This is a genomic window from Palleniella intestinalis (assembly GCF_013166595.1).
GTDB lineage: Bacteria > Bacteroidota > Bacteroidia > Bacteroidales > Bacteroidaceae > Prevotella > Prevotella intestinalis.
Genome location: NZ_JABKKG010000015.1, coordinates 1 through 26,413 on the forward strand (window position 1 = coordinate 1; position 26,413 = coordinate 26,413).

The 26,413-nt window shown below is 46.4% G+C and carries 18 protein-coding genes and 1 pseudogene; 18 read left to right on the forward strand and 1 reads right to left on the reverse strand.

Translation table 11 applies throughout. The annotated features are described in order from the left end of the window. Positions 1-153 precede the first annotated feature (153 nt). From HPS57_RS14000 to HPS57_RS14035, 8 genes are all read left to right on the forward strand, one after another. Entirely contained in the window at positions 154-717 is a 564-nt protein-coding gene (locus tag HPS57_RS14000; protein ID WP_172184210.1) for a porin family protein, read from the forward strand. Between the two features lie 36 nt (positions 718-753). After that, complete coding sequence (locus HPS57_RS14005; RefSeq protein ID WP_172184215.1) at positions 754-1,347, forward strand: porin family protein; 594 nt, start codon at positions 754-756, stop codon at positions 1,345-1,347. A 275-nt stretch (positions 1,348-1,622) separates the two neighbouring features. Then, positions 1,623-2,036: a sugar 3,4-ketoisomerase gene (locus tag HPS57_RS14010; RefSeq protein ID WP_369811556.1), complete on the forward strand. Its 414-nt coding sequence runs from the start codon at positions 1,623-1,625 to the stop codon at positions 2,034-2,036. After that, a complete protein-coding gene (locus HPS57_RS14015; protein ID WP_253946592.1) occupies positions 2,036-3,001 on the forward strand; it encodes a GNAT family N-acetyltransferase in 966 nt (321 codons plus the stop codon). Before HPS57_RS14010 ends, HPS57_RS14015 begins: the two co-directional genes overlap by 1 nt. Positions 3,002-3,015: 14 nt before the next feature. After that, entirely contained in the window at positions 3,016-4,473 is a 1,458-nt protein-coding gene (locus HPS57_RS14020; RefSeq protein ID WP_172184221.1) for an oligosaccharide flippase family protein, read from the forward strand. A gap of 11 nt (positions 4,474-4,484) precedes the next feature. Beyond that, a complete protein-coding gene (locus tag HPS57_RS14025; RefSeq protein WP_172184225.1) occupies positions 4,485-5,591 on the forward strand; it encodes a hypothetical protein in 1,107 nt (368 codons plus the stop codon). Between the two features lie 56 nt (positions 5,592-5,647). Beyond that, a complete protein-coding gene (locus tag HPS57_RS14030; RefSeq protein ID WP_172184230.1) occupies positions 5,648-6,574 on the forward strand; it encodes a glycosyltransferase family 2 protein in 927 nt (308 codons plus the stop codon). A gap of 482 nt (positions 6,575-7,056) precedes the next feature. After that, positions 7,057-9,621 carry an SLBB domain-containing protein gene (locus HPS57_RS14035; protein WP_172184233.1) on the forward strand — a complete coding sequence of 855 codons (2,565 nt, stop codon included), beginning with the start codon at positions 7,057-7,059 and terminating at the stop codon, positions 9,619-9,621. A gap of 500 nt (positions 9,622-10,121) precedes the next feature. Here HPS57_RS14035 and HPS57_RS14040 read toward each other — a convergent pair whose 3' ends face one another. Then, positions 10,122-13,862, reverse strand: a complete 3,741-nt coding sequence (locus HPS57_RS14040) for a glycosyl hydrolase family 95 catalytic domain-containing protein (protein WP_172184236.1) — start codon at positions 13,860-13,862, stop codon at positions 10,122-10,124. Positions 13,863-14,078: 216 nt separating this feature from the next. On the opposite strand from HPS57_RS14040, the gene HPS57_RS14045 reads away from it, so the two are divergent. The 10 genes and pseudogenes from HPS57_RS14045 to HPS57_RS14090 all read left to right on the forward strand — a co-directional run bounded on the left by HPS57_RS14045 (position 14,079) and on the right by HPS57_RS14090 (position 26,402). Continuing rightward, positions 14,079-15,305, forward strand: a complete 1,227-nt coding sequence (locus HPS57_RS14045; RefSeq protein ID WP_172184239.1) for a PDDEXK nuclease domain-containing protein — start codon at positions 14,079-14,081, stop codon at positions 15,303-15,305. 33 nt (positions 15,306-15,338) lie between these two features. Further along, a complete protein-coding gene (locus HPS57_RS14050) occupies positions 15,339-17,699 on the forward strand; it encodes an AraC family transcriptional regulator (protein WP_172184242.1) in 2,361 nt (786 codons plus the stop codon). 299 nt (positions 17,700-17,998) lie between these two features. After that, on the forward strand, positions 17,999-19,630 hold the full coding sequence (locus HPS57_RS14055; RefSeq protein ID WP_172184246.1) for an ATP-binding protein: 1,632 nt from the start codon (positions 17,999-18,001) through the stop codon (positions 19,628-19,630). Between the two features lie 31 nt (positions 19,631-19,661). Next, complete coding sequence (locus HPS57_RS14060; RefSeq protein ID WP_216653417.1) at positions 19,662-20,696, forward strand: PDDEXK nuclease domain-containing protein; 1,035 nt, start codon at positions 19,662-19,664, stop codon at positions 20,694-20,696. 136 nt (positions 20,697-20,832) lie between these two features. Further along, a pseudogene (locus tag HPS57_RS14065) lies at positions 20,833-21,198 on the forward strand (nucleotidyltransferase substrate binding protein); the annotation flags it as partial. Beyond that, a complete protein-coding gene (locus tag HPS57_RS14070) occupies positions 21,195-21,488 on the forward strand; it encodes a nucleotidyltransferase family protein (RefSeq protein WP_172184249.1) in 294 nt (97 codons plus the stop codon). The pseudogene HPS57_RS14065 and the gene HPS57_RS14070, both read left to right, overlap by 4 nt. A 44-nt stretch (positions 21,489-21,532) precedes the next feature. Then, positions 21,533-22,882, forward strand: a complete 1,350-nt coding sequence (locus tag HPS57_RS14075) for a lipopolysaccharide biosynthesis protein (protein WP_216653419.1) — start codon at positions 21,533-21,535, stop codon at positions 22,880-22,882. Then, positions 22,870-24,150, forward strand: coding sequence for a glycosyltransferase (locus HPS57_RS14080; protein WP_172184252.1), 1,281 nt, complete (start codon positions 22,870-22,872; stop codon positions 24,148-24,150). The genes HPS57_RS14075 and HPS57_RS14080 overlap by 13 nt, the downstream gene beginning before the upstream one ends. A 48-nt stretch (positions 24,151-24,198) precedes the next feature. After that, positions 24,199-25,257 carry a Wzz/FepE/Etk N-terminal domain-containing protein gene (locus HPS57_RS14085; RefSeq protein WP_172184255.1) on the forward strand — a complete coding sequence of 353 codons (1,059 nt, stop codon included), beginning with the start codon at positions 24,199-24,201 and terminating at the stop codon, positions 25,255-25,257. Beyond that, the gene (locus tag HPS57_RS14090) at positions 25,254-26,402 is read left to right on the forward strand and encodes an EpsG family protein (protein WP_172184258.1); all 1,149 of its coding nucleotides are present in this window, start codon (positions 25,254-25,256) and stop codon (positions 26,400-26,402) included. The genes HPS57_RS14085 and HPS57_RS14090 overlap by 4 nt, the downstream gene beginning before the upstream one ends. Positions 26,403-26,413 lie beyond the last annotated feature (11 nt).

The window sequence follows — 26,413 nt, forward strand, 5'->3', positions numbered from 1 at the left end:
TTGCATTGCAGGTTAATCTTTAATGGGAAGGTTCCTCCTTCTGTGTATAAGAGAACCCTGTCGCTACGCTCCGGAACCTCTTATACACAGAAGGAGGGGGACTCATATGCAGTCAAGAAATTGCACTTCTATCTTGAATGTATAGTAATAATCATGTCTTCTGTTGGCGTTTTTGCACAGCATGGGGTAGGTTCCATAACCATTCAGCCAAAGGTCGGCATTAATGTTGCCAACCTTACAAAAAGCGACGGGGATGGCATAGACAACAGGATAGGTTTTGTCATAGGTGCAGAGGCAGAATATCAGATAGAGGAGCAAATCAGCATTTCAGCAGGACTTATCTATTCTCAGCAAGGACAGAAGGAGAGCGGAATATTGGGAGACAAGTTTGTCGACGGCACATTGAAGCTTGACTACATCAACATCCCAATCCTTGCCAACATCTATGTTGTCAAGGGATTAGCCCTTAAATGCGGCATCCAGCCGGGATTCAAGGTTAACAGTAAGGCGAAGGCTAAGACTGTCGGAGCTTCTGCCGAGTTTGATTTACCTGGTGCAAAGTCTGTTGATTTCTCCATTCCTGTCGGTGTGTCCTACGAGTATGCCAATGTCCAGCTTGACGCACGCTACAACTGGGGGCTGACAAAGGTGTCAACAATTGTCGATTCAAAGAACAGTGTGTTCCAAATCACACTGGGCTACAAGTTCAAGATGTAAAATGTCTGTAAAACCAGTCTCACCAAATTCCTTGTTATGAAAAAGTTGGTGTCTTCTCTTGTGCTTGCAATGGCTTCTGTCGGTGCTTCCGCCCAGCATGAAGTCGGGTCTGTATCCCTTATGCCAAAGGGAGGACTTAATATTTCCACTCTTACAAATGGTGATGATACGGAAATGCGGTACGGAATTGTTGCTGGTGCAGAAGTCGAGTATATGTTGGACAAGCAGTTTGGTATCTCTGCCGGACTTCTTTACTCTCAGCAGGGAGTGAGAGTTAAGTATAAAGAACTGCCGAAGAGTGCTGCCACATTTTCTCTTAATTACATTAATATTCCTATCCTTGCCAACATCTATGTTGCCAAGGGACTTGCGCTGAAAGTTGGCGTACAGCCGGGATTTAATGTAGCAAGCAGTGCGAGAGCTTCGCTTTTCAGTTTGGACAAAGGTGATGATGTCCAGGGGACAAAGTCCTTGGACTTGTCAGTTCCTGTCGGCATTTCCTATGTGAGTGAATACGACATACTGCTTGACGTGCGCTATAATTGGGGACTGACAAAGGTTAACAGTTTTCTTGACAACAGCATGAACAGTGTGTTCCAATTCACTGTCGGCTATAAGCTGAAGCTGTAAACACGGTTGACATATCCATGAATAAGGCATGCTTCCTTGCAATCTGTTGCGAGGAAGCATGTTTTGTGTTTGCACCATTACTTGTGGCAGGGGATTTTTTCAGCAATGCTTGTTGGTGTGAACAAGGGCATAAAAAACATGTGTCCGCAACTTTTTGCCATTAAAGGGAAGGTTTTTCAAGAATATTTTGTAAATTTGCACTTTATAGCCGGCTGTGCACCATTAATCATGATGACCAAGCCATGCCGTGACATTACTATATAAGAAATACAGCCATGCCTATGAACATCAATGACTGCAAGATAATCTCTTTGCCAAAAGAAGAAGACCCAAGGGGAAGCCTTACGTACATTTATGAGAATGTGCAAGTGCCGTTCCCTATCAAGCGAGTGTTCTACATCTATGACGTCCCTGCCGGCAAAGACCGCGGAGCGCATGCCCACAAGGAGTGCTGGCAGTTCATCATTGCCGCCTCGGGTGCACTTGAGGTGTTCCTCTCTGACGGAAAGGAGGAGCAGGTCGTTACGCTTAACCGTCCGTACCAGGGGCTTCTCGTGCCGCCGGGGATATGGGCGCATGAGCGGGAGTTCACAACGGGTGCGCTGTGCCTTGTGCTTGCCAGCCACGATTATGACGAGGACGACTACATAAGGCAGTTTGATGCGTTTCTGAAATGGAGGGGACTGTGATGAAAGTGGTGCGCTACGCTGCATGCCATGCCAAGGAATGGGACGCTTTTGTGGAAACAGCGAAGAACGGGACGTTCCTTTTCCTGCGCGGATACATGGACTACCACAGCGACAGGTTCGTTGACCATTCGCTGATGCTCTATGACTCCAAGGAGCGACTTGCCGCTCTCCTTCCTGCCAACGAGGTGCGTGATGAGGGTGGGACAAAGGCTTTGCATTCCCATAAAGGTCTGACATACGGCGGTTTTGTCCTTGGCAGGAAATGCCATACGGCAGAGGTCGGCGATATGTTCCGTGCCGTTGCTGACTATCTTTGTGAGAATGGTTTCCGCCAATGGCATTACAAGCAGATGCCGGCTGTCTATCATCTCCTGCCTGCGGAGGAGGACAGCTATTGGCTTTGGCGCATGGGAGCAAGGACAGAGCACTGTGCAGTGATGACCGCTGTTGACCTCCACAGCAAGGAAAGGCATGTTTCCTCGCGCAAAAAGACTTATTGCAACAAGTTGAGGCGTGAGGGTTACAGTGTGGAAATAGGCGCACCGTTGGATGATTTCTGGCAGATTCTCACGGACAACCTGCGTGAAAGGTTTGACGCTGCCCCTGTACACACCTTTGAGGAGATGACTCTCTTGCAACAAAGACTCCCTGAAAACATAGTCTGCTGTACGGTAAAAGCCCCTGACGGTACGGTGGTGGGCGGCACGGTGCTGTTCATCACTTGTCAGACAGTCAAGACACAATACATCTCTGCCTCACCCGAAGGAAAGCGCACAAATGCGCTTGACTTCCTGATGCTCACACTCATGGAGCATTTCTCCAAGTTTCCGCAGTACAGATATTTCGAGTTCGGCACAAGCATGGCTGAAGACAACACTGCCATTAACGAAGGGCTTGTCATGCAGAAAGAAGGCTTTGGCGGCAGTTGTGTGGCATGCAGAAGCTATCTGCTGGAGATTCAATAACCAACAAACAATCAATGACATCAAACAGTTACAAGAGCATATTGAAGGCGATAAGCCTTTTCAGCGGTGTGCAGGGACTTAGCATCCTGCTTAACATCGGCAGGGCGAAGCTGGCTGCACTGCTTCTCGGTCCTGCAGGAATAGGACTTAACGCCATATACAACGAGACACGCGAGCTTATCCATTCCTCCACAAACCTTGGTATGGACACAAGCGGCACTCGAGAGATAGCCAAAGCCTTCGGCGAGAAAGACAAGGAGGGCGGTGAGGAACGGCTTCACGATGCGGTGATGCTTACGCGCTCATGGTCAATGATATTCGCCATTACCGGTTTTATGCTGACATTCCTTTTGGCAGAACCAATCTCTTGGCTGACATTCTCTGACGGCAGCCATGCCAACGGCTACCGCATAATCTCTTTTGCCGTAGCCTTTTCCACCCTCACCTGTGGCGAACTTGTGGTGCTGCGCGGGTTGCAGAAGCTCAAACTCATGGCAACGGTGGCAATAATGCATGTCGTTGTAGGAGTCCTGACGACAATCCCTGTCTATTATTTCTGGGGCATCGACGGTGTGGCGGCTGCCCTTGTGCTTATGACATTGTCCATGCTGATGGTGACAATGGTTTTCTCCTACCGCATAGAGAAACCGCGTTTCTGTTTCAAGAAGGCACATCTTGCCAAAGGAAAGACAATGCTCATCATCGGTCTGTCGTTCGTTCTTTCAGCCTTTATAGCATCAGGGTCGAAACTGACAGTGCAGTCGTACATCAACAGCCATGGCTCATTGGAGCTGGTTGGACTTTATAATTCCGGGGTAACCCTCACACTTACCTACGCCGGAGTAGTCTTTGCATCCCTCGATACAGACTTCTTTCCGCGCCTGTCAAGCATCTTCAATGACTTGGGGCAACGGCGTGTGACTGTCTGCAGGCAGATGGAAATGGGGCTGCTACTGATATTTCCCATTGTTGTATGCGCCATGTTCGCCATGCCGCTAATAGTCCCTCTGCTGTTCAGCAGCGAGTTCAATGCCATGATTCCCATGGCACAGATAGCGTCGATAGGACTTCTTTTCCGTGCGCTCTATATCCCGGCGGCACTGATACCGCTGGCTGCAGGAGAATCAAAGGTGTATCTGATTCTGCAAGGGCTTTCATATCTCTCGTTCATTCCGGCACTTATCATAGGCTATGAGTTAGGAGGAGTGACAGGGACAGGTGTGGGGCTGCTTGTCAGTCATAGTACAGACATCATTGTCAACCTCATCTTCGCAAAATGGAAATATAATGTGTCCATCGGCAAACGACTGGCTATGGTGCTCACTACGTTGACCACCTATACCGCTGTATGCTATGCTATTGCATACAGCCTGCATGGTATGGCATATATAACCATTGGCGCATTACTGTCTTTGGCAAGTGTGGCAATAAGCGGAATAATGGTTAAAAAGAAACTGAAGATAACAGAATAAAGCAGACAAACATGATTTCCTCCGAGAGAAAAAGGCAGTTAAAGAAGCGGATAAGGGATATCCTTCCATACGGAATTGTGGCAGAGAAGAAGCGCATACGCTTCATGGAGATGTACGACGAATGGAAAACGTCGGGCAAAGAGTTTTACTGGGACGAGGAGAGCCTCTTCCGTCAGATTGTTTCCGTGGAGGGCTTCGGTGCTACAGGGGCAAGTGCCGTTGTCGACCTCATAAGGGAATATGACGGACAGAGCGTGCTTGGAACAGTTGATCCTGAAGGAAGTCTTGCCGATCCGGAGGATGATGCCGGAGAGATTGATTTCCTGCGTCTTACCGGAGGACTGTTGCAATTGGAGCAGGCGTTTGATAATTCAAGGACACGCAGCTTCTATTGGAATGATGCAGCTGTCAAACAGTTTATAGGACTGATAAATTTCTCCACACTGTTCCAAAAGAATGAGACTCTGCGCCCATGCTTCTTCAAGTTCCTTGACGAGATACTGGCATTGCGAATCAAGGATGCCAAGGACTGTCCCATTAACCCTGTGATGGGGCGGTTCTATGACACGGCGGATATATATTTCCTTAAGAACATGTCTCTTGATGAGTACAGGCATCTGTGCCGCAGAATGCTTAACACCATATTCAACAGATTCCATAACGGCAAAGGTACATTTCTAATGCTCGACCAACTGTTTGCCGACTGCAACGGCAAGACAGAAGAGTTCAGACAGTATGTCCCTAACCTTAAGCAAGTCATAGTTTATCGTGACCCGCGCGATGTCTACAGCATTGCCCACCGTCTTGACCTGCAATGGATGCCTCATGGATGTGCCGAGGATTTCATAACATGGACAAAGATAATGTATGGCTCTTTCTCACCTGACTCGGAAGAATATCTCTCGCTGCGTTTCGAGAATCTTATCCTCGACTATGACCATGAGGTGGGGCGCATAGAACAGTATCTTGACCTTTCACCTGAATTGCATACGCGCAAACGGCAGTGCCTCAATCCAGATGTGTCTGTAAAGAGTGTGCGACAATGGACAAGAGAACCACAATTTGCTGACGATTTCCGCAAGATAAAGGAAGCCTTTCCGCACCTTTGCTACGAATGATGAATCCCGACAATTTGTCAATTTGACAACCTTTCAGCTTGTCAAAAAACAAGAAAATGAAACCAATCCTGCTCTCCATAATAATCCCTGTCTACAAGGTCGAGGACTATCTTGACCGCTGCGTGGAGTCTGTCATCGGGCAGTCGTTCAAGAACTGGGAGATGATCCTCGTCGATGACGGCTCTCCTGACAACTGTCCGGCAATGTGTGACAGATGGGTGGAGCGCGACAGCAGGATACGCGCCGTACACAAAACCAACGGCGGACTGTCCTCGGCGCGCAACCATGGCATAGGAATTGCGGAAGGTGACTATATGACATTCATTGACAGTGATGACGAACTGGCACCGGAAACGCTTGCACCTCTCGTAAAAATGCTTGCGGAACATCCTGAATATGACATCCTTGAATACTCCGTACACCAGGACTACATGCATCCTGACAGCGGTGGAAACCTTTATGTGTTAAAGGAAAAGACATACCTAACTTTCAAAGACTATTGGAGTTATGCCTATGGTTATGAGCACTGCTGGTCATGTAACAAGATTTTCAGGAAAGGTCTGCTTGACAGTGGCTCTTTTGCCGTAGGGCGTTACTACGAGGATGTGCTGCTTATGGGCAAACTTGCCGTCAGGAATCCTGTAATCCACACCACATCACAAGGACTTTATCTCTACCGTTACAACAGCAATGGCATATCAAAAGAATATAACGATCGTCTCCTGCAACTCCTTGAAGCACAACTTTCTGTCATCAACGCCCTTGCCATAGACCTCCGTGCACCCCGGTGGCACCGCCTTTACATGCGTCTCCTCAATGTGCAGATTGATGTATATAAAATCACAGGAGCCCTCCTTCTGCCCGACATGCATGTGGCTGTAAGGAACTATTTCGGCACGTCATCACTTGCCAAGTCCGTGCTGTTGCGCCTTTTCGGGCTACGTCTCACCTGCCTTCTCTTCGGTCTGAGGAAATGCAAATGACATCATTTCATAAGGCGGGTGTCCGGCTTGCGTTATTTTAGAGAGACAACCCATTGTCCGGTCTTGTCAGAACCAATACGGCTGACGATGCCTTCACTGCGCAGAGTGGCGATTTACTGGGACATTTACAAGGACATCGTCATCAATACTCTTTTGTCCGGCAGATTCTTTGCATTTGGCATTTTGCCTTGTGCAAAGCAACAATTCTTGGTAAAAGATTGGAAGATTGCATATTTTTTTGTACTTTTGCATAAAATAAGCTGCACCTCAGCAATTCAGAGCAAGCTCTATTGCATAAGTTAGGCTGCACCTCAACAATCCAGAGCAAGCTCTATTGCATTCGGTTGGCACTAACTTTGCATTCGGTTTGCATTATTTTTGCAACAGTTATAAAATAAACAAGGCGCCTTTCCGTTATTCTGTATAGGGAAAGTGCGCCCGCCTTTCCGTAAACTATTTTGCAGAAAAAAGAAAACACTATAATGAAACGAATCCTAATCATCGCTTTAATCAGCATCATTGCCATGACAAATGCCATGGCACAGTCGATGTCCGACTCGAAGATTATCGAGTTCGTACAGAAAGAACAGAAGAAGGGGACATCACAGGCACAGATTGTCACGAAACTGATGCAGAAGGGTGTCAGCGTGACCAAGCTGCAGCAGTTGCGCAAGAAATATTCCAAGATGCAAAACGGCAGTCTTGGTGCTGCCTCCACTCCCGGAGAGAACACGGACAACCGCAGCCGTACCGCCAACGGCATTTCACAGCGCGGCGGACAGAGCGCAGCGGGAAAGAGCACCCTTGGCAGTGATGAGTTCTATCCGGAGCTTAGCCGCCGCATGGATGGCGGGGATGATGATGAGTACAGCATGGATGACGGTGTGGATGCACTCAACGATTTCATGCCGGACTCTCTGACCATCCTCGAGAAAAAGCTGGAGAAGAAACTGAAAAGCAGGCGCAAGGTGTTCGGACGTGACATTTTCAACAACAAGGACTTGTCTTTCGAGCCGAACATGAACATCGCCACACCGCAGAACTATGTCCTCGGACCGGGCGATGCGGTGATTGTGGATGTCTACGGAGCGTCACAGAAATCAGAGACTTACACCGTCAGCCCTGACGGCGAGATAGTCATCGAGGGCTTCGGGCCTATACAGCTCAGCGGTCTTTCTGTGGCACAGGCCAATCGCAAGCTGCGCTCCACACTTGGTTCTCGTTATGCTTCGTCAAAGGTGAAGATGACCGTGGGACAGACAAAGACAATCATGGTCAACGTCATGGGTGAGGTGAAGACTCCTGGAACGTACACTCTCTCGGCCTTCGCAAGCGTCTTCCACGCCCTTTACATGGCTGGCGGAACCAATGAGCTTGGTACTCTGCGTGGGATAAAGGTGTACAGGAATGGCCGTTTGGTGTCGAATGTCGATATCTACGACTATATCCTCAACGGCAAACTGACTGGTAATGTGCGCCTTCACGACAATGATGTCATCGTTGTGGGTCCTTACGAATGCCTTGTGAACATCAGTGGCAAGGTCAAGCGCCCTATGTGGTACGAGATGAAATCTACCGAATCCATGAAGTCACTCTTGAAGTACGCCGGCGGATTCACCGGAGACGCCTACACAAAGAGTGTCCGCGACATCCGCAAGAATGGCAAGGAATATTCCGTATATAACGTGACGGAGTTCGATTTCGCATCCTTCAAGGTAGCCGATGAGGACTCTGTGACAGTCGATTCCATACTCCCAAGATACTCCAACATGGTCGAACTGAAAGGTGCGGCGTTCCGTCCGGGCAAGTATCAGCTGGGCGGCGAGATAACAAGTGTCCGCAGCCTTATCACCATTGCCGACGGACTGCGTGAGGATGCCTTCACACAGCATGCCGTGATGCACCGCATGAAAAAGGACCGTACTCTCGAAGTCATCCCTGTCGACATACAGGGCATCATGGACGGCACGGTGGCTGACATCCCGTTGTGCAACGAGGATGTGCTTTTTATCCCGTCACAGAAGGAACTGACAGGTGAGCGCAAGCTGAAGATCTATGGCGAGGTCTACTATCCGGGCACATACCAGTACGCTGACGGCATGACCGTCGAGGACTTCATCCTTCAGGCAGGAGGACTCAAGAACTCCGCATCCACCACCGTCAAGGTCAACCGCCGCATGGCAGACTCTTCCGCTTCTTCCACCGGAAACGTGCGTACGGAGTCCTACGAGATGCAGCTTGTCGACGGTTTTGTGCTCGACGGCAAGGAAGGTTTCAAGCTGCAGCCGTTTGATGAGGTCTATGTGACACGCAACGCGGCATACGTGGAGCAGATGAGCGTAAGCATCGAAGGCGAGGTTATGTCTGCCGGACACTACGGCATGACAAAGTCCAACACACGTGTCAGCGATGTCCTCAAACTCTGTGGCGGCACAACGGCACAGGCTGCGCCTAACGGTGCATACATCATGCGCAAGATGAACGAGGAGGAGAAGCGCATACGCCTCAAGAAACTTGATGAACAGCGTGCCTACCGCGCCTATGCCTCTGCCGGCGGACAGCAGCTTTCCGACGGTGGCAGCAAGTATCTTTTCGCCGACTCCCTCATTATTGAGCAGTATCTTCGTCAGGATGAGTACAAGGTGGCAGTGGATCTTCAGGCGTCTATCAACGAACCGGGAAGTGCCGGTGACATAATCCTCCGCGATGGTGACCGCATCATTGTGCAGGAGACAAACAATACGGTTCGCGTCACCGGTGCCGTGCCTTATGAGAACACCGTGCCTTTTGTCAAGGGCAAGAACATAAAGTACTACATGGCGCAGGGCGGTGCACGCGGTGCGAAGAACCGCCGCTGGGCGTACATCGTCTACCAGAACGGTTCCGCAAAGATGGTTCGCGACGGCGCAAAGGTGGAACCGGGCTGCGAGATAGTCCTCCCTGAGCGCAACACTCAGAGCAATGCGGCACAGAATGCCTCCATGTGGATAAGCATCGGCTCAACCATAGCCACCATGGGTGCTGTGATTGTCTCAGCATTTAAGTGATGACGGAACATGCCGGGGATGAGGCATGATGAATCCTCTGGCACATGAATGATCTTCTTAATCCGCATGAATCCGCATGAGAAAATGTCATGGCGATTTATGTAGATTAAGAAGATTTTCTTGTCAATGGTCAGGCATGCGGATTAAGAATGTTAATTCTCTTGTCTTTGTTTTTTATTGGTGTCGTACATCTGCATATTAACAATGTTTGATATAGATTTATCTTTGGAAATCAGGTTATACTAAGGCATGGATTAAGTCAGAGTCGGTGTTAGGATTAAAGTCTCTATCCTCGCATGCAGCACCAGAAATTCGCTGTAAAGTGTGGCGGAGCCACATTTTATGCGAAACATTTCATATGAACATTTGATTTCACAACAACTTATGGAGTTTTAGCGGATACCTATAATTTTCTCTTACACCATATACAACAAACCAGGCCACCGCTTGCATGGCAAACGGTGGCCTGGTTTTGTTGTTTGTCATTAGTGTCCAGATACTTACAATGGGTTCTTGCAAGAACGTTTCTGACCTTTTCTTATCACGATACCTTTGTAGGAGTTTGTGACGCGTCTGCCGTCGGTGGAGAAGGCTGCGGAGCTGTCAGTGCCGGAGATTCCGGCGGTTATGCCACCGATTGCGGTGCTGCCGGCAGGAATAAGTTCTATTTCCTGTCCCACGGTGGTAGGGATGTCGTAGAGCCATGTCTCAGGGAGGTTTGTCTGCGGAATCTTCGCTTCGTTGACAACGATAGGCTCAGGCATGTTGTACGGCTGCATCAGTGCGTTGCTGTTTCTGCCCTCGGCGATGGCGATGCCTGTGCCGTCAGCCATCTGTAGCGGTGTGTTGCTGCGCAGACGTAGGTTGCCGCCAATGGTGGACTTCACTTTCAGGCGTACGACCTTGCCGCCTTTCCACTGCATTTCGGTCACCTCGAATCCGCCGCGTGAGCGCAGACCCTTCACCTCGCCGTCAGCCCATGCCGTCGGGAGTGCCGGGAGGAGGTGCATGAATCCGGCATGAGACTGGAGGAGCATCTCAGCGATTCCTGCACAGCAGCCGAAGTTTCCGTCAATCTGGAACGGTGCATGTGCGTCAAACATGTTTGCGTAAGTTCCTCCGTCAGCATCGTTCATTGTGGCGTTAGGGTCCATGAGGCGCAGCTGGTTGCGGATGATTGAGAGGGCATGGTCGCCGTCAAGCATACGCGCCCACAGTCCCACTTTCCAGCCCATGGACCATCCGCGTGCCGCATCGCCGCGTCCGACGAGGGACTTGTGGACGCCCTGGAATATCTTGGTGTTTGTATATGGCGACACCTGATTGCCCGGATATGCGCCCCAGAGGTGGGAGAGGTGGCGGTGGCTGTTTGTCTCCCTGTCCCAATCCTCCTGCCATTCCTGCACCTGACCGTATTTTCCTATCTTGTAAGGCGTGAGCTTGGTCTTCAGTTCGTCGAGCTGTGCAGCGAAATCAGCGTCCGTGCCGAGTGTGCGTGCAGCCTCGGCAGTGTTCTTCAGGACATCATAGACCATCTGGTTATCCATCGCCACGCCACCGAAGAGAGCGCAGTTCTGCTCCTTGCCATTGTCGTCAGTGTACTTGGCGAGTCCCGGATGATTCTCAGGAGAGTTGGACGGGCATACGACCATGTAGCCTGTGTTCGGGTCTTTCACGAGGAAATCCTGGAAGAACTGTGCGCAGCCTTTCAGTACAGGATAGATTTCCGCAAGGTAAATCTTGTCTCCGGAGAACAGATATTTCTCCCAAAGGTGGGAAGCGAACCATGCGTTGCATGTCGGCCATACGCCCACGGAGTTGTTGTCCACTGCTCCTGTGGTGCGCCAAAGGTCAGTGTTGTGGTGCAGAGTCCATCCCCTTGCGCCATACATCTTGTCCGCAGTCTCCGCGCCTGTCACGGCAACATCCTTCACCATGTCGATGAACGGCTCGTGGCATTCCGCGAGATTTGCAACCTCGGCAGGCCAGTAGTTCATCTCCACATTGATGTTGGCAGTGTATTTGGAGTCCCATGCCGGGTACTGGCGTGCGTTAGGATTCCAGATTCCCTGAAGATTGGCTGGCTGCGTACCCGGCTGTGATGAGGAGATGAGCAGATAACGGCCGAACTGGAAATAGTTGCTGACAAGTCCCGGGTCGGATTCTGTGGAGCGGAATTCGCGGATGCGTGTCTCCGTGTCCTTTTTCTCCTGTGTGGCGTTGGAGCCAAGGTCAAGGCTCACACGGTTGAACATTGCTTGATATTTCGCAGTATGTCCTGCGAATGCAGCGTCGTAGGTCTTGTTTTTTGCAAGATAGTCCGTGATGTATGCGAGAGCCTTTGCCTCTGCGTCGGCACTGATGTCGTCGTAGTTCACAAAGTTTGTTGCGGAAGAGATGATTATGGTTGCCGCTGTCGCACCGCTGACCTCTATGGTCGGAGTGTTGTTCCTGCTTGCCACCAGTCCGCCCTGTATGACATTCTGAGTGCCGGAGGTGCTCAGTGTGCCGCCGTCGTTCAGAACCTTTATGAAGGTGAAGCAGTTAAGGCGGTTGTCAATGTTCTCTGTCTTCTCCCTGTCAGGCACGAGTGACGCCTCAATCATGCCGTCTGCGGTGATTCTGTTGATGCCTGTCTTCACCATGTTGGTCTTTATCGGTGCTGCAAAGCATACGTTGAAGTCCAGTTTTCCGGCTTCGGACGCTTCGAGACGCATCAGTGTCACGTTGTCCTCAAGTGAGGTGAATACGGTGCGTGTGTAGGTCACTCCGTCAATGACGTATGTCGTTGTCGCTGTGGCTGTTGAGAGGTCGAGTGAGCGGACGTAGCCCTGTACGTCGCGTGCGTTGTCAGTCTGTCCTGCCTCCTCATCGTCGTAGCGTTGCCCGGGGAAGCCGAGGAGCACGCATCCTGCCGCCTGATACTGTGCACCGTGTGAACCTTTGGACATCCAGTTAGGTATGGCGAGTTTCTGTGCCGAGGTGTAATCCTTGTTGAAGATGTACTGCTGCACCTGCTTCAGTACGGATTTCGCGTTCTCGTTGTGGTTGCGGTTAGGCGACTGTCCCCAGAATGTGTCCTCGTTAAGTTGCAGAGTGTCCTTTGCGACGCTGCCGCTCACCATCGCTCCAAGTCGTCCGTTGCCGAGTGGCAGAGCCTCCTCCCAATAGTTTGCAGGACGGTGGTACCAAAGGCGGTTCTTGCTTTCGAGTATTGGCGGTGGTACAGGGCGTGTGTCAGAGGTCACGAATGATGTCTTGATTTCAGCTTCGAGGACATTCCCGGCGAGGTCTTTTACGGATTTAGCCGGCAGGGTGAGAGTGTAGGAAGTGGTGAGGTCAAGTTCGGAATAAGGAAAAGAGACCTTGTTGGCGTTCACCGTAGGGGCTATTTCCTGTGAGGTCTTTGTCGCGTTGTTTGTGAGTATGGCAAGTGCACCGTCACTGACCTGCACCCCTTCGTTGAAGAGCATTATCACCTTTCCTGACGGCACGACCCCTGTTGCGCCGTCGGCAGGAGTGATGGATGTGAGTTTCGGAGCCTGAGTGTCATCGGCAAGGATGTTGACATATTTAAGATTGTAGTTGCTTGTCTTTGTCGCCGACTGTATGAGCAGGCGCACGATGAGGCTTTCCTTGTCGTCCGCTTGGAGTTCGTATGTGGCGTCATTGTATGTGTTCCAGTGTGCTCCCGATGTGTAGTCTTCGAGTACAGCCCATGACTTTCCACCGTCGACAGAGTAGACCACTCCGAATTTTGTAGCAGAGCTAGAGCCGTCGCCTATGGAGAAGTTCAGGCAGACATTGGTGAGTGCCGTTGTCGGCATGGAGATTTCAAAGTACTGGTCGTGCTTCGTGCCGTCGGTGTAGTCCGCCTTGGCGGTGAACTTGTTGGTGGAGGCAGTGTTCAGGCGCAGCAGATAGTTGGGGTTGTTGCCGCTGGAGGTCACTTCCCATTTGCCGTCAGAGGTGTGCAGAGTGACTTTGCAGTCCTCCGGCATCATGGCGCACTCGTTAGGCAGGAAATACGGCTGTGTCTGCGACCAGTACGTGTTGGGAAGTTTCGACCATCCGATGGTGTTCGGTGTGTAGGTTGCGGTTGAGCCTTTTTTCACGACATCATAGCCTGTGGAGAACATCCACTTTGCTACTGCCGTCCGGCTTGCTGCCGCGGTGGCTGCATGGAGTAGTGCAATCAGCAGCACTCCCATGTGCAGCATGGCTTTAGCTGTTTTGTTCATTGTTGTAGGTTTTTGGTTATTGAAAAAAATCTCTTCTGCAAAGTTCGCTATATTTGCCGTAAGAGATGTGCAGAATAAGTGCAAGTGTACAGCAAAAAATGCGCAAGAGGGTGAAAATCATCGCTATTTGTCGGTTATTTCACCGTTAACCATCTTTTATTTCAGGAAAATCAGTATCTTTGCATAAGAATAAGCAGAATTGATAAAAATGTTGATATGGCAGGAAAGAACATCTATAATAATGCCGTCGAGCAGATAAAGGCTGCTATACTTAAGAGCCAATATACAGCGGCTAAACAGGTTAATGCAATACAGTTGTCATTGTATTACGGTATTGGTCAATATGTGTCCTTGAATTCCCGCAAGGGATTTTGGGGGACGAACGCTATAGAATTTATAGCAGAACAACTTAAGAAAGAATTGCCGGGACTGAGAGGGTTCAGCGCAAGAAACATACGTAATATGCGTAAATTTTGGGAGGAATGGCATGATTTGCTATCCAATTCTGCAGATTCAATAATGAGAGTTCAAAGTGTTGGTAATGAAGCGGATATGAATTTGGCAGTTGCAACTGCCAAATTGAATGTTGGGAGTGACTGCAATTTGGCAGTTACGACTGCCAAATCCGAGGCGCTTGTTATCCCACAGTTTGATGACGTCCAGCAATCACGTTTTCTTGATGTTCCGTTCACTCATCATATTAAGATATTGGAAAAAGTGAAAGACAGAGAAGCACGGCTGTTCTATATCCGATGGACTGCGGATAATCTTGCTTCTGTAGATAAATTAGCAGAAGTCATTGCAAGTGATTTATATGGTAAAGGCAAAGGACAGCTGCCGAACAATTTTGACAACACTATAACGGATTCCCATTTAGCTCGTAAAGCTGTAATGATGTTCAAAGATGAGTATCTGCTGGATTTCATCAATGTTGAGGAAATCGGGGAGCGTGATAAAGAGGACATTGATGAACGTATTGTTGAAAAGGAAATTGTACATAATGTGAAGAATTTCATAATGACTTTTGGCAAGAATTTCACTTTTGTCGGTAATCAGTATCATCTTGAGAAATTTGGTGTTGACCAATATCCTGACCTTCTGTTCTTTAATCGTGAACTGAATTGCTTGGTATGTGTGGACCTGAAGAAAGGTAATTTCAAACCGGCTTATCTTGGGCAGCTGACAACCTACCTGCGCATGCTGGATGATACAGTGAGATTGCCACATGAGAATCCTGCCATAGGCATAATTCTTTGTAAGGGTTTCAATAAAGAATTTGTAGAATACATCATTCAAGACTACAATAAGCCGATGGGTGTCGCACGATATTCAACTACTGCTGATATGCCGGAAAAACTAAAGAATACATTGCCGGATATGGAGCAGTTGAGGAATCTGCTTATTCAAAGTAATGTTAAAGAGAATCATTCCGAATCCGATTAGTATGTTTTCTAAGAACAAAGCATAAAAACACTTATGTCACGACATCTGATACTCCATATCCTGTTCCTGCTCTGCTTTGTGCAGAGAAGCATTGCGCAGACATCCGAGACTGTTTATAACACAGATTCGGGTGTGTCCCATTGGATAGTTTCTGATATTCTTCAAGACAGCAAAGGATTCATCTGGTTCTCGACATGGAACGGGCTGAACCGTTTCGACGGTTATGAGTTCAGGCAGGTGAAATCCTATCCGGGGGACGGTGCTGACATACGTTCGGAAGTGATACGGCAAATGGCACTTGACGAGGCAGGAAACATCATTTGCATTACGGAGGACGGTGCGTTCAAGTTGGATGCCCGGACTTACAGACTGACATCTGATTTCGATTTGTCAAAGTGCGGAATCAAGCAGAACACGTGTACGGTTTCTTTTCGCGACAGGGAAGGGAATCTCTGGCATGTAGGACGCTATGGAGTGACGAAGACAAGCAGTGCGGAGCATCCGGCACAGCTTGTAGAGGGTACGGAGGGAGTGCAGGCAAGAGCGTTTCTTTTGGACAAAGGTTCCCGTCTGTGGCTTGCCACGAAGGAGGACGAGTGCATACGCCTTTATAACCGCGGTCGCAGGTTGGTGGGGTATCTTGGCAGAGACGGCAGATTTCACAGGGAGAGGACCTCATTCGGCTACCGTGCATACAGTATGATGCAGGCACGCAATGGGGACATCTGGATAGGATGCAAGCCGGGAGCATTGCTAAGGTTGAGGAGCAGACACGACGGCACGTATGAAATAAAGGAGTTTGGTAAGGAGGGGTTGCCATGCAATGTCATTTATCATATAGTAGACGACTCTGCCGGGCGTCTTTGGTTTGCTACATTCGGCGGCGGTGTGGCGTGTATTGAATATCCTGCCTTGGAAGAACCGTCATTTGTGACTTTCCCGATGAAGGGCATTGCGGACGGGAAGGTGAAGGTAAGGCGCATATACCCTACGCGTTCGGGGAACATTGTCTGTGCCACGACCAACGGATTGGTCTTGGGCATTGTTGATAGAAAAGACCTGCGGAAGACTGTTTTCCGCAGATTGGTGCGTAATGGGAAGGATGAGGGAAGTCTTGCGGGCAATGCTCTGATGGATGTTGTCGGGGATAAGGCAGGGCGTATATTCATTGCTACGGAAAACAATGGCATAGATGTGACGGACGAAAAGACATTGTTCTCTGAGAAACCTTCATTCCGGCATTACAACACAGCCAATTCCTCACTGACCTCCGATGCTTGCCATGCATTGGCATTGAAGGATGACGGCAGGCTTCTGATAGTATCCACAGACAGAGTGATGGACTTCTCGCCTGAAAAGGATGAGACAGTGACTTATTCAAGCACTTTCTGGAATGACGAGAGCCATTTCTCCGAGGAGCGTCCTCTGCAACTTTCTCCTGACTCATGGCTCTTCGGGCAGGAACAGGGGGCGTATATCGCTACACGGCGCAGCATGGATGTTCCGGGCTATGTCCCACCGCTGCTGTTTACGGAACTGGCGGTCAATGGGAAACGTTCGCGCCTTGATGTGTGCAACACCGATACTATAATAATAGATACGGATGAAAGAAATTTCTCCTTGTCATTCGCTACGCTGGATTACACTGACAATTCCGAGATACTTTACCGCACAAGGCTTGACAGCGCACCGTGGAGCCATGCCTCAAAGGACCGTTCACTGGCATTCTATGACCTGCAGCCGAGAGAGCACATCTTGGAAGTGCAGTCCACAGACCGTTACGGACGCTGGGTGAAGAACACACGCCGGCTTCTGATAGTGGTGAAACCTCACTGGTATGAAACTCTTTGGGCACGGTTTTTTGGATGGCTTACAGTCATGGCTATGATTACGGGAGCGGTGTATACAGTGTTCCATGTCCGTGAGCTCCACCGTCAGCGTCGTGAACTTTTGGAGAAGTATATGGCCCTCCTTGACAAGTCAGCCGGCAGTGACGGAAACACTTCAGTCAAGGAGATAGGGGAAGAACTTCCTTCCGGTATTCCTGCTGCGGACAGGAAATTCCTTGACCGTGTGAAGGAATATATAGAGGAGAACATCTCCAACAGTGATGCCAACATCGATGACATGGCATCCTTCGCCGCCACAAGCCGCAGCAATCTTAACCGCAAGCTACGCTCCCTTGTGGGCATTACTGCCGCGCAGCTCCTTATAGATGCAAGGATGCAGAGAGCCGCACAACTCCTTGGAGGGGTTGACGGAGGAGAGAAACTCAGTGTTTCCGAGGTGGCTTACCGCTGCGGATATTCCGATTCGCGGTATTTTGCTCGCTGTTTCAAGCAGAAATATGGTGTCACTCCTTCCGGCTTTTCTGCCGAGAGTGAAAAGGAATGAAAGAGTTCTTTCCTGCCAATGTTTACGGTCTATAACAACGATTACTATAACATCTGTTATTGAAATTACAGGAAACAGAAACAAAAATGCCATAACCATTTGGCAATATGAAGAAAAAAATGTATCTTTGCCATATTATTGTGGAATCATGAGCCTGATGTCATACAGATTAAAGCCATGTTTCCACAATATTAATGAGAACAAGGCGTTAATATAGCATAAAGGAGTGGAAGCGCGAGCTGCATATATCATGTATGGCAACAGGATATATTTAAGAACATAATAAAAGCGGAGGCAATATGGCAAAGCACAAATATCCTATAGGAATACAGGCATTTGATAAGATACGTTCTGACAATTTCTTGTATATAGACAAGACCGAGTTGATTTACAATTTGGCTCATGGCAATTCTCAGTACGTATTCCTCGGCCGTCCCCGGAGGTTCGGCAAGTCGCTCCTTGCCAGTACCATGCACTGCTACTTTGAGGGCAGGAAGGATTTGTTCAAGGGGCTTGCCATAGAGAATCTTGAAAAGGAGTGGAAGAATCACCCTGTCCTGCATTTCGATATGAGCAAAGCAAAGCACCTCAATGAGCAGGAACTGGAATATTACCTCTGTCTTCAGGTGGAAGAATATGAGAGGAAGTATTGCTGTGAGGACAATGTCATTGGAAGCGGCAACCGTTTTGCCAGACTGATGAAGCACACTTACGAGCAGACGGGCAGCCAGGTGGTAGTCATCATAGACGAGTATGACGCTCCGCTCCTTGATGTAGCCCATGAGGGCGACCGCCTGAAGAATCTGCGCCATATCATGCGTAATTTCTACAGCCCGTTGAAGGCCAGCGACCCATATCTGCGCTTTGTCTTCTTCACCGGCATCACGAAATTCTCTCAACTGAGCATATTCTCCGAACTGAACAACATCACCAATGTCTCAATGTGGGACAAGTATGCAGGGATATGCGGAATAACAAAGGAAGAATTGCTTACTGCAATGAGTGAAGACATAGACATGTTTGCAGAGCATAACAGTCTCACCTGCGAAGAGGCTGTCAAAGAACTGACGGAGAATTATGACGGCTATCATTTCTCTCCGAAATCCCCGGACATCTTCAACCCATACAGTCTGCTCAACTGCTTCGAGCGTACGGAGACAGGCAGCTATTGGTTTGCGTCAGGCACACCAACATATCTCATTGAGATGATGCGCAAATACAAAACACTGCCATCAGAAATTGGCGGAATATGCAAGGCCACCGCCGACAATTTCGATGTACCGGTGGAAACTATGCGCTCAATCATGCCACTGCTTTACCAAAGTGGATACATGACGATAAAGGGCTATTCGCCATTATCTAAGATATATACGCTGAGTATACCAAACAAGGAGGTTCGCACTGGGCTTATGAAAGCCTTGATACCCAATTATATAAATGCCGAACTGCCGACAACCGTAATCGGAGAATTGGCGGAAATGTTCTTGGAAGGGAATATAGAGGGTGCTCTTTGCCTATTGCAGAAATTCTTCAAGACCGTTCCTTACTGCAACGACATCGACCATGAGGGACAATTATCGTGCGAACCGAGCGCAGAGCCAAGCCTGCTTGAGCTATGCCGAGGTGAAGCCGATAATGGGCGAAGCCAATGGCAGCAGATGCTTTATGTCGTGTTCTCCCTCTTCGGAGCCTACGGCGATGTTGAGGTTCATACCAGTGACGGACGTGTGGATCTTGTCATGGTGCTGTGGGGCAAGCTGTACCTTATCGAGACAAAACTTGACAAATCTGCTGACGAAGCCATGCATCAGATAGACCTGAAGGACTATGCAGAACGCTTCTCCCTCCTCAACCTGCCGACAGTGAAGATAGGGATAAACTTCAGCACCAAGGAACGTGGCATAACAGACTGGAAGGTGGAGGACAATTGAATACAAATAATAGATTAATAGAACCAGCAATATGATACAAAAATATACTGACACAGATATGATGCAAGATACGGCATTGAACCGGCTCGCAGATAATATTGCTGCACTTGTGTCTATAGAGAAAGCACATCTGGCAAAAAACATAAACACCTCATTGGTAAAAACATATTGGAATGTTGGCAAATATATAGTTGAATTTGAACAACAAGGTAATGCCAAGGCACAATATGGGACAGCCCTGTTGACAACGTTGGCAAAACTTCTCACCATGAAATTAGGAAAAGGGTACAGCAGGCCGAATCTTAATAATATGAGAAAATTTTACCTTGTTTATCCAATTTGTCAGACACTGTCTGACAAATTAAGTTGGTCACATATCTGTGAATTGATAACAATTGATGACAAGTTGGAACGTGAGTTTTATGAAAAAGAATGTATAGTGTCCAATTGGAATGTGCGTTCATTGCGAAGGCAAATGGATAGTGCCTTGTATTTGAGATTGGCATCAAGTAAAGACAAAAAAGGAATCTTGAAGCTGTCACAAAGTGGGAATATTATCCAACAACCAAACGATATAATAAAAGACACGTATACATTGGAGTTCTTAGGTCTGCCACAAAAACAGAGGTACAGCGAACATGACTTGGAACAAAGACTGATAGAAAATTTGCAGACATTCCTTTTGGAACTTGGAAAGGGGTTTGCTTTCGTTGGACGACAATATCCACTTACAATAAGTAACAGACATTACCATATAGACCTGGTGTTCTATCACAGGATATTAAAATGCTTTGTGCTTATTGATCTTAAGAAAAATGCGGTAAAGCATCAGGATATAGGGCAGATGAACATGTATATGGGATATTTCTCAAATGAAGAGAATATGCCTGATGACAACCCTCCAATAGGAATAATACTCGGTCATAAAAAAGATGAATTGTTAGTTGAGTATGCAACTTATGGAATGGATCCAAATCTATTTGTGTCGAAATACGAATTGTATTTGCCTAATAAAGACGAACTCAGAAGATTAGTCTCGGAAATTCTTAACCCAAACTCTGAATAAACTTCAGTACCAAAGGACGCGGCATTACAGACTGGAAGGTGGAGGAAGCGTGAACGGTGGAAAGATATATAAGAAAGTGGAAGAAATGAACGACATACTTGCAGAAAACATCAGATGGAAGTAAAGATTCTGGAACTTTGAGAAAGCATTCTCACGCCTGAAAGAAGGAGTGGCGATGCTTGCCCGGGAACCAGATAATTTCCTTATGCAGGCAGGACTCATACAGACATTCGAATTCACTTTTGAGTTGGCATGGAAAACCTTGAAAGATTTCCTTGAGTCAGAAGGATTCTCTGTACAGTCGCCAAAAGCAACCATACGCCAGGCATTTCAAAGCGGCTACATAGAAGACGCTGACAAATGGCTTGATGCTCTGATGTCAAGGAACATTACCGTCCACACTTATGATGATGCAACTGCAGAGGAAATAGTCAGGAAAATCCAATCTGTTTATCTGCCAATGCTTGAGAAAATGTATAACGATTTCACCAAAATACGATGAATACAGGACTATCAGAGCAACACATCAATATCTTGAAAACAGTGTGCAGACATTATCCTGAGATAGAAAACATTGTGCTTTTCGGATCAAGGGCAAAGGGTTGTGCCAAGCAAGGCTCGGACATAGACATCGCAATAAAGGGTGCAAATGTTTCATTGGACACAATCATGCATCTACGTTCAGAATTAGAGGAAAGCATGCTTCCGTTTTTCGTGGATGTACTCCACTATGAGACAATAAAGAACCCTGCAATACGAGAACACATCGACAGTGTCGGAATAACTCTGTGATGAATGGAAATAGAATGAAAAATAGTAATTTTTGCAAATAAATTTTGATTAAACAAATCTTACATAGATTCTCCGATGGGGACAATAGAACTCGCCAAGTCAAGATTAACATTCTTGGCTCGGCTGTGCTGAAAGGCATAGGAATGATTGCGTCATTCCTTATTGTCCCAATCACATTGGGATATCTCACCAGTGAAGTTTATGGAATATGGCTGACAATATCATCTGTTCTGTATTGGATATCTTTCTCTGACATCGGACTGGGTAATGGAATGCGGAATTATCTGACAGGAGCTATATCACGTGGCGACTGGGAAGAGGCAAGGATGTGTGTGAGTACGACTGTAGTGATTTTAAGTGCCATAGCGTTGGTATTCGGATTAATATCATATACGGCGATAGCACTTTTGGACTTGAACAGTTTCTTCAATGTAAGTTCTGTATCTGGACATGAACTGGAAATAGCATTTACTGTTGCGGTAATGTTTACGTTTGTCAACTTTGTTGTAAAAAACATAGGTATGATATTCGTGGCGTTACAGCATTACGCAGTGAATGACCTGCTGGTCGTATTAGGAAATGTCATAGCACTCACCATTATATATGTCCTCACACAGACAGTTCCCGGAAGCCTGGTGAATGTAGTATTAGTGTTCACAGCCACACCGGTGTTCGTATTCATGCTCAGTGCCGTGCCTGTGTTCCGTAAGTATCCGCAATTACGTCCTTCAATAAGAAAAGTTGATATGGACATTGCAAAAAAGATAATGACAAAAGGGTTGGGATTCTTTGCCATACAGATAACAAGTTGCCTTGTAATCTTCGGCAGCAGCAATATATTCATAACACAATACTGTGGTCCGGTAGCAGTCACTACATACAATATAGCTTACAAGTGGTTCAATATTCTGATTATTGCATATACCATCGTTATCTCACCTATGTGGAACGCATATACTGATGCCTATGTGAAGAATGACATGGCATGGATAAAGACAACATTTGGAAAATCCATGAAAGTTTGGGGAGTACTGGCTGCTGTGGGGCTGGTGATGTTGGGTTGCAGTGGGATATTCTATAAGATGTGGGTTGGAGACAGTGTGCCTGTACCATTTGCGGTATCCGTGAGTGTGTTGGTATATGTTTTGATGTTTAACCTTAACTGTGGCATAACGTGCTTACTGAACGGAATAAATAAAATAAGGATACAAATCTATACATCAGTTGTCTTTACTGCAATATACCTTTTGCTTGTCTACACCAAAGGGGAGAGACTTGGGATAGAAGGTATTGCAACTTGTATGGCATTGTGCTACGCATTAATGGCAGCGATACATATGTATCAGTGTCGTCTGCTGATAAAAAGTGAGGCAAAAGGGATATGGAACAAATAAAACAACGAAATAAGATAAGTGTCATAACCGTTGTGTATAATGATGCTGCCAATATCCGCCAGACAATGGAGAGCTTCTTCTCACAGACATGGACTGAGAAGGAGTATATTGTCATTGATGGAGGTTCTACTGATGGAACGGCAGATATCATTCGTGAATATGCCGACAGGCTTGCGTTCTGGCACTCTGAGCCTGACGGCGGTATCTATGAGGCAATGAACAAAGGCATTGGACACTGTACTGGTGATTGGATAAATATTCTGAACAGTGGTGATGTGTATGTAGGGAATGACTCTTTGGAACAGACTATTATGCTGGCAGATACAGAGAATACAGATGTCATCTATGCCAACAGTATAGAGGTTCATCCAGAATTCCGAAGACATATGGAAGCAAACGGAAATACTGAATTTCTTGATATGATACCAACATTCCGGCATGGCTCGTCATTGATAAGGGCGGAAGTCCATAAGAAGCATCTTTTTGACCTTACGAAGAAGAAAACATTGGGATACGCCCTTGATTGGGAAATGCTGCACAGACTTTATAGGGAAGGTTATAGGTTTGAGAAAGTGGATGCCATGCTTGAAGCCTACTGTATAGAAGGCGTGTCCAACCATCCTTACCGAAACCTGTGGCTCAATTATAAAATAACATCACAAGGCAGGATGAGTTTAAGGAAATTGGCCTTCTGCATGAAGCTCATCATAGGCACATTCCTGCGCCAATCATCCGTTTTCAGGTGGATAAAAGCCATACTGCTTGAATACAATGTGAATGATGTCCTGCCACACATCCCTTTTTGGAGCATCCGCCGATGGTATCTCCGCCGTATGGGAACATCTATAGGAAAAGGAGCATTCATCATGAAAAAGAATTACATCATGAATGCCAATCTTCTAACAATAGGGAAGAACAGTCACATAAACCGTGGCTGTACAATAGATGCAAGGGCAGGTATAACGATAGGAGACAGTGTATCCATATCGCATAATGCCTGCATAATGACAGGCAGTCATGATGTGAACTCGTCAACTTTCCAAGGTAAGTTCGCACCAATTGTCATCAATGATTATGCTTGGATTGGTGTCAATGCGACAGTGCTACAAGGTGTGACAATCGGTAAAGGTGCTGTTGTATGTGCCGGTGCAGTTGTGACAAAAGATGTTGCTGATTACAATGTTGTTGCAGGTGTGCCTGCAAAGGAAATTGGCAAAAGAACAACCAATCTGCAATATAAATGCAAATGGAACATACCATTAACATAATTTGTAAATTAAATAGAGTAATAAGTTTAAGTTTAAAAATATAAAAATATGGAAGAGGTAAAAAATACCAAGGAAATAGATATCATCGGTATTGTTAAGCAGATATTGGAGAACAAAAAAAAGCTAGGTATTGTTTTTGTAGTATCTGCAGTGTTAGGAGTTGTTGTTGCATTAAGTATTCCCAAACAATTCACAACAAATGTCGTACTTGCTCCAGAAATGTCAGGTTCCAGCAAATTACCTGGAAGCATTTCAAGTATGGCATCTATGGTAGGTATAGATTTAGGAGGTAAAGGTGCGTCATTAGATGCAATTTATCCTGAAATTTATCCCGATGTATTAGCTTCTTCTGACTTCATAATCAACTTGTTTGATGTAAAAGTAAATAAAAAGACAGACGACAAAACACAAACCTACTATAATTATCTTTCCAACGACCAAAAACATCCGTTCTGGAAGTACCCAATGATATGGGCTTCTATGCTTTTGGAAAAGACAGATAGTACAGCGAGTCCGACAGAGGTGGACAGTTTCAAACTAACAAAGCCTCAGACAAATATTGTTGGACTCATTCGCTCAAACATTTCATGCTCTATAGACAAAAAGACCAATATAATAACCATATTTGTCAAAGACCAAGACCCTATGGTTTCAGCAATCATTGCAGACACAATTCAAAACAGATTGCAGGAATACATAACAGACTACCGCACCAAAAAGGCAAGAAAAGATCTTGAATATTCCCAAAAGTTGTTCTGTGAATCTAAGGAACAATATGACAAGGCTCGTCAAGAATATGCTGACTATGCTGATGCCAATAATGAGTTGCAGTTGCAATTATTCAAGACAAAACTGGAAGATCTTGAAAACGAAATGCAACTCAAATTCAATGTATACAGCCAAATGTCGCAGCAATTGCAGATAGCAAAAGCAAAAGTGCAAGAATATACTCCCGCATTTACCATCATTCAGCGGGCAACAGTGCCGTTAAAGGCATCAAGTACTCCACGTTCAGTTATCGTTATTCTTTTTGTGTTCGGAGGAATTGTCTGCTATGGATTTTGGATTATCTTTGGCAAAAATTTAAAAACAATTATTCATAAATGATATTTGCACTGCCATATATAACTTTAATGCTTTTATACGGGTTTCTATCAATAGCGCACTATGCTTATAAGGACGAGGGAATTCGTATGAAAATAAATGCTATATGCATTATTATTTTCATACTGTTCTTTGGTTTTCGCGGCTATATCTTTGATGATTGGCTTAGTTATTATCCCGCATTTGAGGCTTGTACAGTAAAAAATATTATGTTAATTCCGACTTATGGGAATTTTGAATGCGGGTTCACATTGCTTATCCTTATATGTAAGGCGATAATTGATGATTTCCAGTTCTTTGTTTTTGTATGTACCATAATCAATATAGCATTGCTCTATGCATTTCTAAAAAAAAGAATATCCAACATTCCATTTGCCATGGTGCTGTTTCTTGCCATGGGTGGTCTTGTCATGAGTGTCAACCTGATGCGAAACACAATAGCTATTCTGATATTCTTAAATGCTCTTGATTATTTGGAGAAACGCAAGCCATTGCCTTATTTCTCCCTTTGCCTCCTTGCATTGTCATTCCATATGTCATCATTAGTGTTTTTCCCTTTATATTTCTTTCTGCATAAGAACTGTAACAAATGGGTCTACCTCGGAGCATTTATATTAGGAAACATAGTGCTTCTAATGAACATTCCTGTTATAATGTCTATCGCTTCTGTATTCGTTGAAGACTCAACCTTGCTCGCAGTAAGCAAGGTTGAAATATATAATAATATGCAACAGACAGGTGGCTTTACCATTTCTATTGGTTATCTGGAACGTCTTTTTACAGGGCTTCTTATTTTTTGCTACATGAACAAATTGAAAGAGATAAGGAAAGAAAATGTTGTTTTTCTCAACTGTATACTTCTTTATTTTCTTATGTTCTTCATTTTTAGTGAAATAGATGAAATTAGCCGCCGTCTGTCAAATTTGTTTGTATTTGCTTATTGGATATTGTGGTATGACTTATTTAAATGTTTCTATTATTCAAATAATAGAAAATTGTTTGCTTCTTTCATTACCATATATTGTCTTTTTAAGATAATAGGAACTACAAACATACCAACTGCAAAATACGAAAACATTTTGCTGGGAGCACAATCATATCAAGAACGACATTATTACTATAATCGAAACCGTGGAGATCTCCCTTGAAAAAACGTTAA

Excerpts from the sequence above, each read along its gene's own strand:
- HPS57_RS14000 (WP_172184210.1), top strand. The coding sequence starts at position 154 with ATGTCTTCTGTTGGCGTTTTTGCACAGCATGGGGTAGGTTCCATAACC.
- HPS57_RS14005 (WP_172184215.1), top strand. The coding sequence starts at position 754 with ATGAAAAAGTTGGTGTCTTCTCTTGTGCTTGCAATGGCTTCTGTCGGT.
- HPS57_RS14010 (WP_369811556.1), top strand. The coding sequence starts at position 1,623 with ATGCCTATGAACATCAATGACTGCAAGATAATCTCTTTGCCAAAAGAA.
- HPS57_RS14015 (WP_253946592.1), top strand. The coding sequence starts at position 2,036 with ATGAAAGTGGTGCGCTACGCTGCATGCCATGCCAAGGAATGGGACGCT.
- HPS57_RS14020 (WP_172184221.1), top strand. The coding sequence starts at position 3,016 with ATGACATCAAACAGTTACAAGAGCATATTGAAGGCGATAAGCCTTTTC.
- HPS57_RS14025 (WP_172184225.1), top strand. The coding sequence starts at position 4,485 with ATGATTTCCTCCGAGAGAAAAAGGCAGTTAAAGAAGCGGATAAGGGAT.
- HPS57_RS14030 (WP_172184230.1), top strand. The coding sequence starts at position 5,648 with ATGAAACCAATCCTGCTCTCCATAATAATCCCTGTCTACAAGGTCGAG.
- HPS57_RS14035 (WP_172184233.1), top strand. The coding sequence starts at position 7,057 with ATGAAACGAATCCTAATCATCGCTTTAATCAGCATCATTGCCATGACA.
- HPS57_RS14040 (WP_172184236.1), bottom strand. The coding sequence starts at position 13,862 with ATGAACAAAACAGCTAAAGCCATGCTGCACATGGGAGTGCTGCTGATT.
- HPS57_RS14045 (WP_172184239.1), top strand. The coding sequence starts at position 14,079 with ATGGCAGGAAAGAACATCTATAATAATGCCGTCGAGCAGATAAAGGCT.
- HPS57_RS14050 (WP_172184242.1), top strand. The coding sequence starts at position 15,339 with ATGTCACGACATCTGATACTCCATATCCTGTTCCTGCTCTGCTTTGTG.
- HPS57_RS14055 (WP_172184246.1), top strand. The coding sequence starts at position 17,999 with ATGGCAAAGCACAAATATCCTATAGGAATACAGGCATTTGATAAGATA.
- HPS57_RS14060 (WP_216653417.1), top strand. The coding sequence starts at position 19,662 with ATGATACAAAAATATACTGACACAGATATGATGCAAGATACGGCATTG.
- HPS57_RS14070 (WP_172184249.1), top strand. The coding sequence starts at position 21,195 with ATGAATACAGGACTATCAGAGCAACACATCAATATCTTGAAAACAGTG.
- HPS57_RS14080 (WP_172184252.1), top strand. The coding sequence starts at position 22,870 with ATGGAACAAATAAAACAACGAAATAAGATAAGTGTCATAACCGTTGTG.
- HPS57_RS14085 (WP_172184255.1), top strand. The coding sequence starts at position 24,199 with ATGGAAGAGGTAAAAAATACCAAGGAAATAGATATCATCGGTATTGTT.
- HPS57_RS14090 (WP_172184258.1), top strand. The coding sequence starts at position 25,254 with ATGATATTTGCACTGCCATATATAACTTTAATGCTTTTATACGGGTTT.